The following is a 12,199-nucleotide window of genomic DNA, read 5'->3' as shown; positions in this document are numbered from 1 at the left end:
GGGGAAGGTGTGCGTGCGATGGACGAGCACCGCACGCACATCCCGTCGTCTACGAGGCGGCTGCGCGGATGCCGGCCCGCCGCCCGAAGAAGCTGCCGTCGCCGAGCGAGATACCGCTGCAGTAACCCCAGGCCGACAGACCGGACGTGCAGCGACCCGCCGCATACAGGCCGGGGATCGGATCGCCGTCCACGTGCAGGACCTCCGAGTCGACCGAGGTCTGCAGGCCGCCCAGGGTGAAACCGCCGGTCATGTTCCGCAGGTCGATCGCCGCGATCGGGGAACCGATCGGCCGCACCCACTCGGGCTTCTTCCCGAGGACCGGATCCGTCCTCTGCTCGGCGTGCTTGTTGTACAACTCCACCGTCGCGGTCAGTGCACCCGCGGGCAGTCCCATCTCGGATTCGAGTTCGGCGACCGTCTCACACACCCAGGTGGGCCGGTGACGCAGCTGCGGACTCGAACTCGGCGCCGCCATGCCCTCCTCGTAGGCCTGTTCGTCGAGGACGAGGAACGCCTGGTTGTCGTTCTGGTACATGGTGAGCTGACCGACGCGGCCGGGATAGGTGTCCTCGGCGACGTAACGCTGACCGCGACCGTTGACGAGGATGCCGCGTGCGATCAGCTGGGGATCGCAGAAGAAGGCGACCTCGCACGCGTCCATGTGTGCCAGTCGTGCGCCGAGAGCCTGGGCCATCAGGATGCCGCGACCGTCGTGTTCCTCGACGGTCGCCGCAGGACGCTGGTAGAGCCGCGGCGCGTACGCCTGCATCATCTCGTCGTTGTAGGCGAACGATCCGGTGGCGAGCACGACGCCGCCGCGCGCCCGGACCGCGATGGTCCCACCGAACCGCGTGGCGACGATGCCCACGACCCGCCCGGTTTCGTCGACGACGAGTCGCTGCACCCGGACGTCGGATTCGACGCGGACGCCGACCTCGGCCGCCTTGGCGATGAGGGTGGTCATGAGCACGTAGCCGGCGGCCTGCTCTCCGTTGCGCGGCATGGTCACCTGGGCGAGATGTCCGCGCGGAGCGGGTTCGACGAGCGTGTGGAACGGCGCAGCGTTCTCTCCACCGCTGTACATCAGCGAATCGTCGACAGGGCACTCCCAGCCGGGCTGCGACCAGAAGCTCTCCTTGTAGGGCACCCCGCACGCTTCGAGCCAGTCGAAGTGGTCGACGCTGCCCTGGCAGTAGACGTCGAGCTTGTCCTCGTCGACACCCGGTCCGAGAGCCGCGGCGAGGAAGGTCTTCATGTTCTCCGGGGTGTCGTCGAACCCGCAGGCCTTCTGCAACCGGGTGCCGCCGCCGAGATAGACGATCCCGCCCGACAGGGCGGCTGCTCCCCCGCCACCGCCGGTGCGTTCGAGCACCAGCACGTCCGCTCCGCTCTCGGCCGCACCGATCGCGGCGGAGACACCGGCGATACCGAAACCGGCGACCACGACATCGGCTTCGAGGTCCCAGCTTCCGATGTCGCGGACGGGGACGGGACGGACCGGGGAAGTGCTCATGGGAGGAAGTTCCTTCCGATAGCGATGCGCGGCAGACTGTTCCGCACGGGGGTCGGGTGATCCCTCCGGACCGTAAACGGCATTCCGGATCGACGTCGGGAAGTTCCCGCTGTTCGAGAAATTCGGAGCGAGCACCTACGAAAAGGCATCGCCGATGCTCAGATCAGGTTGTCCTCGACCGGCAGGCCGAAGGCGTTCCGGCCGTACAACGCATAGGCACGCTCGGGTTCGTTGGCGACGTGGACGCTCCCGGCATGCGCGTCGCGCCAGGCCCGTTCGATGATTCCCCCGAGGAACAGCGACGTGCCTCCGGCCGTCTTGAACAACAGGTCGATCGCCTCCACCGCCCGCTCGGTGGCGCGTACCTGGTCGCGCCGGGTGCGCAGACGCAGGTCCAACGGAATCTCCCTGCCCGCCCGCGCCAGGTCCCACAGTTCGCGGATGTTGCGGTCGAGTTGCAGTGTCGCGGCGTCGATGTCCGATGCTGCGCGTCCCACGGCGACCTGAGCGAACGGGTCGTCCACGAACCGGCCTCCGCCCAGGCTCAGCCGCACTCGTTCGCGCATCGACGACAGGTACTCGTCGTAGCAGCCGGCGACCACCCCCACGATGGGTACGGCGACGGCGGTGGTGAACAACGCAGCGAACGGAATCCGGTACAGCGGTCCGGTATTGACCTTCTGCCCGGGACCGCGCAGCTGCGAGGTCTCGTAGTTGCGCTTGACACGGTGGGCGGGAACGAACACCTCGTCGACGACGATCTCGTCGCTGCTCGTCCCCCGCATTCCGACGACGTTCCACACGTCGCGGATCGTGTAGTCGCTCCGCGGTACGAGCACCGTGACGAAATCGACCGGCCTGCCCTCCGAGCCGACGACCACCGCGCCGAGGAGTGCCCACGACGCGAATCGGCAGCCGGACGAGAACATCCATGTCCCGGACAGCCGGTAGCCCCCGTCGACCGGGACGAGACGGCCGACCGGGGCATACGCCGACGAGACGAGTGTCGAATCGTCCTCACCCCAGACGTCCTGCTGCGCTCGATCGTCGAACAGTGCGAGATGCCAGGGGTGGACGCCGACGATGGATGTGACCCAGCCCGTCGAACCACAGGCTTTCGAAACGGTGCGTACGACCTCGTAGAAACGCGTCGGCTCGGTCTCCGACCCGCCGTATCGGCGCGGCTGCAGCATGCGGAACACGCCGGCGGAGACCAGATCACGCACCGTCTCGTCGGAGATGCGGCCGAGCCGGTCGGTGTCCGCCGCGCGGTCGGCGATGGCGGGAATCAGGTCCCGCACCGCGCCCGGAACGTCGTCGGCGACCATGAAGTGTCGCGGTCAGCCCGCGGGAGGCGAGAACGCCGCGAGAGGTTCGGAACCGGACCAGTCGTGTCCCCAGTAACTGTCCGCCGTGATCTCTTCTGCGGTGTAGAAGGTTTCGTCGACGAGCATCCCTTCGGTCCCGAACTCGATGTCCCATCCGCCCGGGGCACGCACGTAGAAGGAGACCATCTTGTCGTTGGTGTGGCGGCCCAGCGTCGACGAGATCGAGAACCCGAGCTTGTTCACCCTGTCCAGGGCCTGGCCGACCGCGTCGAGCGTGTCGACTTCGAGCATCAGATGGACGAGACCGGGCTCGGTTCCGGGCGGGGCCGGGCACAGCGCGAGGCTGTGGTGGCGACGGTTGACACCCAGGAAGCGCACCCGCCGCACCGGCGGCGGTGCCGACAGACCACCGAGTCGTGTCGCGCCGCGCGGGAGGAAACCGAGTACCTCGGTGTAGAACTCGTACGACTCGGCGAACGCCGCGGTGGGCAGGACGACATGGCCGAGACCTTCCTCGCCGGTGTGGAAGACACCGGCGAACGGCGTCACGACCGGACTGTGGTCGAGCACCGGACCGAAGAACACCTCGGTGCGGGTGCCGCCCGGATCGTCGAAGGCGATGACCTGCTCGGCGTCGCGGTAGGTCGATTCCTCCTCGGAGAGCACCTCCACCGCGATACCGGCCTTCTCGACCGCTTCGCGCACACGGCTCAGGGCGAACTCGTCCCGCACCTCCCATCCGACGGCGAGCGCCTTGTCGATCTCGCCCGGAAGCACGATCAGACGTGCCCGGCGTTCGTCGACACGCAGGTACAGGCCGTAGGGTTCGGGGCCGGTACCGATCGCCATACCGAGTCCGTCGACGACGAGTTCGCGCCACCGCGCGATGTCTGTGGTCTGGATCCTGAGATAACCCAGGCCCCGGATGTCCGTCATATCCGAAAGTTCCTTCGCCGTAAGGGTTGTGGTGTCAGATCATCGACCGCATCATGCCTTGCGGCTCCTCGCCGAGTTGGCAGAGCGTGGAAGCATGGAAGATCGATCCGGGCACGTGGATGGCGTGGCTCAGACCCGCATGGGCGTCGCGCCAGAAGCGCTGCAGCGGGTTGGTCAACTGCAGTGCGCCGCCGCCGGCACGGGCGAAGATCTCGTCGACCGCGGCCACGGCCCGCCAGGCGGCGGCGGTCTGCGTGCGCCGACCGATCGCGCGCTGCTCGAAGGTGACCTCGATGCCCTTCTCCGTCATGTCCCAGAACCGATCGACGGTTTCGAGGATCGCGGCGCGCGAGGCGGCGATCTCCGCAGCGGCCCCGCCGAGGGCCGAGAGCACGTACGGATCCTGCTTGATCGCGGTGCCGGAGACCGTGACCCGCTCACGCTGCGACTCGATGTAGCAGTTCAGGGCGCCTTCGGCAATGCCGATGAGCGACGAGGTGATACCCAGCGGGAAGATGCACGAGAAGGGGAATTTGTAGAGCGTCTCGTCACGTCCGGCGTCCTGCCACGCCACCCCGCCCATGACACGCTCGGCGCGCAGGGTGCGGTATTCGGGCAGGAAGGCGTTCTCCACGATCAGATCCTTCGAGCCGGTGCCGCGCAGGCCGACCACGTTCCAGCTCTCGTGGTCGATGCGGTAGTCGGAGCGCGGCAGCAGCACGTGCAGGCTCTGCGGGGGGCTCAGCCGGTTGCCGTCCTTGTCGCCGACGGCAGCGCCGATCATGACCCAGTCACAGTGGTCCGTGCCCGAGGAGAACGACCAGCGGCCGTTGAGGATGTATCCACCGTCGACGGGAGTTGCGACACCCATCGGCGCGTACGGGGAGGCGATCCAGGTGTCCGGGTTCTCGCCCCACACCTCCTCCTGCGCCTTCGGGTCGAAGAAGGCCATCTCCCAGGGGTGGACACCGACGATGCCGCTGACCCAGCCCGTCGCGCCGTCCATCGCGCCGATGGCCATGGCGGTCTCGGCGAACTCGCGCGGGTGCGCCTCGAGACCCCCGAATTCCTTCGGTTGCAGGAGCCGGATGACGCCGGCATCACGAAGCCGCTTGGCGCTGCGGTCGGTCAGACGCATGAGTGTGTCGCCTTCGGCACCGTCCGCGCGGATCTCGTCTGCGAACTCCGAAACGGAGTCGAGCACCTGTCCCATGATCTCTCCCACCTGTGAGGGTGACGCCCCCGATACGGCGTGGCGAGCGTCGGTTCCGTTGGTGCCTACAGTCGCAGGAGAACAGCACTTCCATTGCCGGAGTTCCACTGAGCGGGAACACCCTGGCGGTCGCCGGGGGTCGAGGAACCGACCCCCGGCGACCGCTGCCTAGGAGTCTTCTCGGGTGAGGAACGCGAGGACGGCCGAGAGCCATGCCTCACGGGCCTCGATCATCGTCCAGTGGCCGCAATTGGGGAATACGTGCAGCTCGCCGTGGCGCAGCTCGCGCATGGGCAGCATGGCCATGTCGACGGGGCTGACCCGGTCGTCGCGACCCCAGGTGAGCAGGGTCGGGGCCGTGATCTTGTGGAGCTGCGCCCAGTACGGAGTGGCGTCGGACGCGGCGGCGGCCTTCGCCCCCGCAGCGAAGGCCGCAGTGCTGTACATACGCCGCGCGATCTCGAGGGTCTTCGGTTCGGTGGCGAGCGTCCACCTCTCCTCGATGAGCTCGTCGGTGATGACCGCGGGGTCGTACACCATGGAACGCAGCCAGCGAACGAGCTTTTCGCGGGTCGGATCGTCGGTGAACTCCATGAGCAACCGGATGCCCTCGCCGGGTGCCGGCGCGAAGACCGATCGTCCCGCGCCCCCGATGGTGACGAGCTTTTCGACCCGATCGGGGTGCGCGATCGCGAACTGCGTTCCGACGATGCCGCCCATCGAGTTACCGATGATCGAGACGCGGTCGAGTCCGAGACCGTCGAGGAAATCGGTGACCGCCACCGACGCCATGGCCATCGGGTGTCCTTCGCACGGGTCGCTCACTCCGAAGCCGGGAAACTCCAGAACGAGGCACCGGAAGTGCTCGGCGAGGTCGGCGAGCACACCGCGGTAGTTCCGCCAGCCGGTGACGCCCGGTCCGGAGCCGTGGAGCAGCAGAAGCGGCTCGCCCGTGCCGGCTTCGTGGTAGCGAAGGGTGCCGCGGTCGGTCGCGAGTTCCCGCGCCGTGTTCTCGAAAGTGAATTCCGTCGTCATACCGACGAGGCTTCCAGTGATTCCCCTCACGTCGCGCGGACGCTCCCGATCACCGGGATGTTCCGGACGTGCCGGCGGCCGGTGAGCGTATGCAGGTTACATCCAGCCGTCCGACTGCGTGGCGAGCATCTGCTCCATGACCTGCGGAGACCACGAGTCTGCAGTGTTCCGCGCGGCACGATTGCGACGAGGTGCGCTCAGCTCCGGGTACAGCGTGTGCGAGATGTCGCGAACCGCGCCGGCGACCAGGGGTGCGATGCGCTCGAGGTGGCCGGGACGGGTGGGACCGCACAGGGAGATCGCGGCGACCGGCGATGCGGGGCTGCGGATCGCGGCGCCCACACAGGACATACCGGTGGTGGCCTCGCCGGTCTCGAACGCCAGGCCGTGACGACGGCGGATGCGATTGAGTTCGAGGTGCAGGGTCGACAGGTCGGCGATGGTCCGCTCGGTGCGACGCGGCAGGTGCGGGCCGGGGTAGAGAGCATCGACCTGTTCCGGCTCGAGTCCGGCGAGCAGCGCCTTCCCGCCCGCCGTGGAGTAGGCGGGTACACGTCCACCGACCCGCGACGGCAGCGTCGCGGCGAGCTGGCCGCCGATCTTGTCGAGGTAGACACAGTCGGGCCCGTCGAGCACGGACAGGTGCGCGACCATCCCGGTGGTCATGTGCAGTTCGTGGAGGAGCGGTGCCGCGGCCTCGCGGACACGGATGTGTCCGTTGTCGCCCTCTCCCATGGCCTTTGCGCGGCGACCGAGGCAGTAGCCGAACGACGCATGGTCGATCCAGTCGAGTCGCACCATCTGGTCGAGGATGCGGTGGACCGTCGAACGCGGAAGTTGGGTGCGGCACGCGACTTCCTCGAGGGTGAGCCGCGATGAGAGATCGTCGAAGGCATCGAGGATGAGGGTCATTCTCTCGACCATCGATGCAGGCAATTCGCGCTTCGGTGCCTGGGAGACCTGCGTACGTTGCGCCTCGGACATCGCCACCCTTTCTCCGGAATCCGATCACCCACGAGAGAAAAACTGAAATTGATTCTTGTGAGCGGATGCCAGAGTACTCGGCGAGTGACCTGTTGCACAATTCCCGATCAGCGGACCGGGCCGATTGCGCGATCCGCGTCTTCCTCACCGACCGTCCGCCGACACGTCTCACTGAGCAGGAGGTCCCTGTCCCCCGGGCCGAGCGATGGGTACAACCTCGGATGTGGGCGGAATCTGCCTGCACCCGTCGCCCGCCGAGCCGAAAGAGTCGAGACCGAGATGTCAGAAACCGAGTCCCCCCTCTTCCGCCCCCTGACGGTGCGCTCCCTCGAGCTCCGCAACCGCATCGTGATGTCCCCGATGACCCGCTCCCACTCCCCGGGTGGCGTACCCGGACCGGACGTGGTCGAGTACTACCGGCGACGCGCCGCGGGCGGCACCGCCCTGATCGTCACCGAGGGCGTCGCCATCGAGCACCCGACGGCAGTCGACAACCCCCGCGTGCCCCACATGTACGGCGAAGCAGCTCTCGAAGGCTGGCGTCGCGTCGTCGATGCGGTCCACGCCGAGGGCGGACGCATCGTTCCCCAGCTCTGGCACGTCGGCCCCCTCTGGGGCGCAATGAGCGCGGATGTCGACCCCGACCTCGTCCCCATGCGACCGTCCGGGATCTGGGGCGAGCTCGGCGTGACGTCCTACGGCGAGGACTACATCGCCCGAGCCTCCGCACCCACGCGAGCCATGACCGCCGAGGACATCGAACAGGTCGTCGCTGCCTACGCCGACGCAGCCGCCGCTGCCGCCGAAGCCGGGTTCGACGGCATCGCACTCCACGGAGGGCACGGCTACCTGCTCGACGCGTTCCTCTGGGAAGGCACCAACCTCCGCGACGACGAATGGGGCGGCGACCTCGAGCGCCGCACCCGCTTCCCCGCGACGGTGGTCGCCGCCATCCGCTCGCGCATCGGCAACGACCTGCCGATCTTCTACCGTTTCTCGCAGCACAAGCAGCAGAACTACGAGGCCCGGATCGCCCACACCCCCGACGAACTGAAGGCCGTCCTCACCCCCTTGAAGGAAGCCGGCGTCGACGTGTTCGACGCGAGCATCCGCCGCTTCGACCTTCCGGCATTCGAAGGCAGCGACCTGACCCTCGCGGGCTGGGCCAAGAAGGTCACCGGCGCACATTCGATGGCCGTGGGCAGTGTCGGAATCGCGACGACGTTGCGGGAGAGCCGCCTCCAGGGCAGCGCGCCCGCGCGCAACAACGTTCCCGAACTCGAACGACGGCTGGGCGACGACGAGTTCGATCTGATCGCCATCGGACGTCTGCATCTCGCCGACCCCTCTCTCGCGACAACCCTCCGCAACGGCGCGGAACTCCCCGAGTTCGACCGCTCGGTACACGAGGCCGCGCTGATCTGACATCCCGAAGGCGGTCTCGCTCAGCGAGATAGCACAGCGTGACAGCTCTCACCTGCGATACCAAGTGATCCGAGCCACTCCCATTCGTGGGGCAGGGAAACACGGCCCGCGCTCGGGCCGCCGAGAGTCTGGAATGTGCTTTGACTTCCTACGCCAATGAACTCTCCCAGCCGGAAGCCGCAACCCCGAAGGGGCGGAGCCGGTTCGACCGGCAGCAACCGGTATGGGTGATCGTGTCGGTCCTGATCGCCGTCGAGATCATCAGCGCGTTCGAAACATCGATGATGTTCGCCGCGATCCCGACGTTGATCACCGAATTCGACAGCGACGCATCGACGGTCGGGTGGGCGGTGACGGCCTTCCTCCTCGTCTCGGCTGCCTCGGCCGCCGTGTGCGGACGACTCGGCGACATGTACGGCCGGGAACGGATCCTGATGGTCCTGCTCGCCGTCGCGGCGCTCGGCTCGATCGTCAGCGCCGTCGGCGACAGTCTCACCAGCATCATCATCGGCCGCGCGATCCAAGGTGTGGCCGGCGCGATCCTGCCGCTGTGCATCGGACTGGCCCGTGAGCACCTTCCCGCCTCCCGCGTCCCCGTTGCCGTCGCATTGATCTCCGGCTCCGCAGTCGCAGCAGGTTCCGCGTCGCTGCTCGTCGCCGGTCTGCTGATCGACAACGCCAGCTGGCACATGATCTTCGTCGTCGCAGCCGCATATGCGATCTTCGCTCTGTTGCTCGTCTGGTTCGTCCTGCCGTGGCGTCGGCCCACCGGGACCTCCGAGAAGATCGATTACATCGGCGCGGTCACCTTCGCCGGTGCGGTCGCCGCGATCCTGCTCGGTGTCAACAAGTCCCAGGCATGGGGCTGGTCGGACCCGCGCACCCTCGGTCTCATCCTGGGTGGCGCCGCCGCCCTGGTCCTGCTCGTGCGGTGGGAACTGCGCACCCCTTCCCCCATCATCAACGTGCGACTGTTCGCCGACCGCAAGTTCTCGCTCACGATGCTGGCGACCGTCGCGATCGCGGCGGGACCGCTGGGCGTGGTCACCATGATCATCCCGATCATCATGCAGACGCCCTCCACCGGCGACTTCGGCCTGGGCCTGAGCGCGACACACGCAGGTTGGCTCTCGTTCATCGGTTCTTTGTTCGGATTCGTCTGCACCCCGCTGAGCGGCCGGATCTCCGCCGCAGTGGGTTCACGCGCCTCGATGCTGCTCGGCACCGCCCTGTTCATCGTCGGCGTCGTCGTCATGCTCACCGCGCACCACTCCGTGGTGGCCATGACCGCCATGGTCGTCGTGGTGTCGGTCGCGACCGCCTTCGCCTACACGGCGATTCCGAACCTGATCGTCGAGTCCGTGCCCGAGCACAACACCAGCGAGACGACCGGCACGAACGCCGTGCTGCGCACCGCGGGCCAGGGTGTCGGAACGTCGATCGCGACAATGCTGCTCGCGTTCGCTGCGACCCCCCTCGCAGGGATCAACATGGTCGGCGGCATGCTCATCGCGCTTTCCGTGGTGACCATCGGGATCACCGTGCTGATCCCGCGCACCGCGCGCACCGCCTGATCCGAACGCCCGTCTCCTCCGGCTGTCCCGATTACCGGGAGGAGACGGGCGTCGGCGTCGGCGTCGTTCTACCGTGGTCCGATCGAGAAGTTTTCGTATCGAAGGGAACCCACTGTGATGACAGCCGTTGAGACACCGGTCGGCTCACGCTCCATCGTGCTGACCGTCAGTGCAGTCGTCCAGGAAACCGCCGACGCCGTTTCACTGGTGTTCGACGTACCCGAGGACCGCCGAGCGGACTTCACCTACAAACCGGGACAGTTCCTCACCCTGCGCATTCCGAGCGACATGACGGGTTCCGTTGCGCGGTGCTACTCCCTGGCGAGCTCACCGCACGCCGACGAACCCCTCAAGGTCACGGTCAAGCGCACCGCGGCCGGATACGGTTCGAACTGGCTGTGCGACAACGTCGCCGCCGGTCAGAGCATCGAGGTGCTGCCTCCCGCAGGAGTCTTCACCCCGGTCGACCTCACCGAGAAGCTCGTCCTGTTCGCCGGCGGAAGCGGGATCACCCCCGTGATGTCGATCCTCAAGTCAGCACTGCACAGCGGAAACCGCAATGTGGTGGTGGTCTACGGCAATCGCGACGAGAAATCCGTCATCTTCGCCGAAGAACTCCGTGAGCTCGCCGCACGCCACTCCGACGCCCTCACCGTCGTCCACTGGCTCGAGAGCGTGCAGGGCCTGCCGTCCCCGCAGCAGCTCGCGACCTTGATCTCCTCCTTCGCCGATCACCGCGCATACATGTGCGGACCCGGGCCGTTCATGGACACCGTCCGCGAAGGCCTGCTGCTGGCCGGCGTCCCGAAGGACCGGATCCACGCCGAGGTCTTCATCTCGTTGTCCGGCGATCCGTTCGCCGACGTGCCCGCCGTGGAGATCGACGAGTCGGACACCGACGCCGCCTCCGTGACGGTGCAGCTCGACGGCGAGGAACACGACCTCGTGTGGCCGCGCAGCGCCACCCTGGTCGACATCATGCTGTCGAAGGGCCTGGACGTGCCCTACTCCTGCCGAGAGGGCGAGTGCGGCTCGTGCGCGTGCACCGTCGTCGAAGGAGAGGTGGACACCCCGCCGTCGGCGATCCTCGACGAGGAGGACATCGCCAACGGATACGTCCTCGCGTGCCAGGCCAGGCCCAAGAGCAAGAACGTGCGCATCGACTTCTGAACCGACCGTAGCGAACCGAAGGCCCCGTACCGCCTCTGGCGGTGCGGGGCCTTCGTCCGTCCGGGCGAGATCGTGCGGGAACGGATGCACTCCGCGTACGACGCAGCGTCGTGAAATGGAGCGTCCCCGGGTGCCGTACGGCACCCGGGGACGAGTAGGTGGGGATCGCGCGGATCAGCGGTTCAGCAGGGCCCGCATCGCTGCTGCTGCACCCTCGACGAGCTTGTTCCTCGGGAACCCGCTGCGCTTGACCGCGGCCTCGTAGTTGCCGCCGGCGACCCATACGGGGCCGTCGGTCAGGTGCTCGAGACCTTCACGTGCGACATCCTCCGGCTCGGCGACGAGCATCCCGGGAATGTCGAAGTTCAGACCCGCACGCACCATCGCCGGGGTGCGGGTGACACCGAGCACGAGTTCGACCACATGCACACCGTGCGGTGCGAGTTCGAGCCAGAGGCTCTCGGCGAAGACGCGGCTGAACGCCTTCGATGCCGCGTAGATGCTCTGGTGTTCGGCACCCATGTATCCGGAGAGCGACCCGAGCAGCATGATGCCGCCGCGGCCGCGCTCCTTCATCGGCCCACCGAACAGGTGCGACAACTCGATCTGCCGGTGGACGTTGAGGTCGATCACGCCGCGGAACCCGTCGAGGTCGCCGGTGACGAACTCGTGGCCGTAACTGTTCGCGCCGGCGTTGAAGATGAACAGGCCGACCTCGATGTCCTGGGTGGCCGTGCGGATCTGCTCGACGGCGTCGTCGTCGAGCAGATCCAGCGCGAGGGTGCGCACCTGCACGCCGTTGCTCCGCGCCTTGTCCGCCGTCTCCTCCAGCGGTTCCGGCTTACGCGCGATGAGCACGAGATCGAAGCCGGCGCGGCTCAATTCGTCGGCGAACGCGGCGCCGACGCCTTCGGAGCCGCCGGCGATGACAGCCCACGGGCCGTAGTACGAGCGATCGAGGTCGAGGGATTCTGGCATCGTCGGTCCTTCGAGAAGTAGTCGGGAGCGGAAGGTCGGA

The 12,199-nt window shown here is 67.4% G+C and carries 10 protein-coding genes; 3 read left to right on the top strand and 7 right to left on the bottom strand.

Annotated elements, in window-relative coordinates:
• Positions 1-49 precede the first annotated feature (49 nt).
• The 6 genes from C6Y44_RS03050 to C6Y44_RS03025 form a co-directional block, all read right to left on the bottom strand.
• On the bottom strand, positions 50-1,516 hold the full coding sequence (locus C6Y44_RS03050; protein WP_159416769.1) for an FAD-dependent oxidoreductase: 1,467 nt from the start codon (positions 1,514-1,516) through the stop codon (positions 50-52).
• A gap of 158 nt (positions 1,517-1,674) precedes the next feature.
• Positions 1,675-2,844: a 3-hydroxy-9,10-secoandrosta-1,3,5(10)-triene-9,17-dione monooxygenase oxygenase subunit gene (hsaA, locus tag C6Y44_RS03045; RefSeq protein WP_159416770.1), complete on the bottom strand. Its 1,170-nt coding sequence runs from the start codon at positions 2,842-2,844 to the stop codon at positions 1,675-1,677.
• A 12-nt stretch (positions 2,845-2,856) separates the two neighbouring features.
• The gene (locus tag C6Y44_RS03040; protein ID WP_159416771.1) at positions 2,857-3,780 is read right to left on the bottom strand and encodes a VOC family protein; all 924 of its coding nucleotides are present in this window, start codon (positions 3,778-3,780) and stop codon (positions 2,857-2,859) included.
• Between the two features lie 34 nt (positions 3,781-3,814).
• Positions 3,815-4,993: an acyl-CoA dehydrogenase family protein gene (locus C6Y44_RS03035; RefSeq protein WP_159416772.1), complete on the bottom strand. Its 1,179-nt coding sequence runs from the start codon at positions 4,991-4,993 to the stop codon at positions 3,815-3,817.
• 168 nt (positions 4,994-5,161) lie between these two features.
• Positions 5,162-6,028 carry an alpha/beta fold hydrolase gene (locus tag C6Y44_RS03030; protein ID WP_159416773.1) on the bottom strand — a complete coding sequence of 289 codons (867 nt, stop codon included), beginning with the start codon at positions 6,026-6,028 and terminating at the stop codon, positions 5,162-5,164.
• Between the two features lie 96 nt (positions 6,029-6,124).
• Complete coding sequence (locus C6Y44_RS03025; protein WP_159419045.1) at positions 6,125-7,012, bottom strand: IclR family transcriptional regulator; 888 nt, start codon at positions 7,010-7,012, stop codon at positions 6,125-6,127.
• 279 nt (positions 7,013-7,291) lie between these two features.
• Between C6Y44_RS03025 and C6Y44_RS03020 the strand changes: the two genes are divergently transcribed.
• The 3 genes from C6Y44_RS03020 to C6Y44_RS03010 all read left to right on the top strand — a co-directional run bounded on the left by C6Y44_RS03020 (position 7,292) and on the right by C6Y44_RS03010 (position 11,181).
• Positions 7,292-8,437, top strand: a complete 1,146-nt coding sequence (locus tag C6Y44_RS03020) for an oxidoreductase (RefSeq protein WP_159416774.1) — start codon at positions 7,292-7,294, stop codon at positions 8,435-8,437.
• A 227-nt stretch (positions 8,438-8,664) separates the two neighbouring features.
• The gene (locus tag C6Y44_RS03015) at positions 8,665-10,011 is read left to right on the top strand and encodes an MFS transporter (protein ID WP_120281348.1); all 1,347 of its coding nucleotides are present in this window, start codon (positions 8,665-8,667) and stop codon (positions 10,009-10,011) included.
• Between the two features lie 117 nt (positions 10,012-10,128).
• Positions 10,129-11,181 carry a ferredoxin--NADP reductase gene (locus C6Y44_RS03010; RefSeq protein ID WP_159416775.1) on the top strand — a complete coding sequence of 351 codons (1,053 nt, stop codon included), beginning with the start codon at positions 10,129-10,131 and terminating at the stop codon, positions 11,179-11,181.
• Positions 11,182-11,355: 174 nt separating this feature from the next.
• Here C6Y44_RS03010 and C6Y44_RS03005 read toward each other — a convergent pair whose 3' ends face one another.
• Positions 11,356-12,159 carry an SDR family NAD(P)-dependent oxidoreductase gene (locus tag C6Y44_RS03005; protein WP_120281346.1) on the bottom strand — a complete coding sequence of 268 codons (804 nt, stop codon included), beginning with the start codon at positions 12,157-12,159 and terminating at the stop codon, positions 11,356-11,358.
• Positions 12,160-12,199: the final 40 nt, after the last annotated feature.

The sequence above is a fragment of the Rhodococcus rhodochrous genome, from assembly GCF_014854695.1.
GTDB lineage: Bacteria > Actinomycetota > Actinomycetes > Mycobacteriales > Mycobacteriaceae > Rhodococcus.
Note: the sequence above shows the minus strand (reverse complement) of the source record. Positions and strands in the feature narration are given on the sequence as shown.

Bases quoted from the DNA above. Each gene is read 5' to 3' on its own strand.
- C6Y44_RS03010 (WP_159416775.1), top strand. From the start codon at position 10,129: ATGACAGCCGTTGAGACACCGGTCGGCTCACGCTCCATCGTGCTGACC.
- C6Y44_RS03035 (WP_159416772.1), bottom strand. From the start codon at position 4,993: ATGGGACAGGTGCTCGACTCCGTTTCGGAGTTCGCAGACGAGATCCGC.
- C6Y44_RS03040 (WP_159416771.1), bottom strand. From the start codon at position 3,780: ATGACGGACATCCGGGGCCTGGGTTATCTCAGGATCCAGACCACAGAC.
- C6Y44_RS03005 (WP_120281346.1), bottom strand. From the start codon at position 12,159: ATGCCAGAATCCCTCGACCTCGATCGCTCGTACTACGGCCCGTGGGCT.
- C6Y44_RS03025 (WP_159419045.1), bottom strand. From the start codon at position 7,012: ATGTCCGAGGCGCAACGTACGCAGGTCTCCCAGGCACCGAAGCGCGAA.
- C6Y44_RS03020 (WP_159416774.1), top strand. From the start codon at position 7,292: ATGTCAGAAACCGAGTCCCCCCTCTTCCGCCCCCTGACGGTGCGCTCC.
- C6Y44_RS03050 (WP_159416769.1), bottom strand. From the start codon at position 1,516: ATGAGCACTTCCCCGGTCCGTCCCGTCCCCGTCCGCGACATCGGAAGC.
- hsaA (WP_159416770.1), bottom strand. From the start codon at position 2,844: ATGGTCGCCGACGACGTTCCGGGCGCGGTGCGGGACCTGATTCCCGCC.
- C6Y44_RS03030 (WP_159416773.1), bottom strand. From the start codon at position 6,028: ATGACGACGGAATTCACTTTCGAGAACACGGCGCGGGAACTCGCGACC.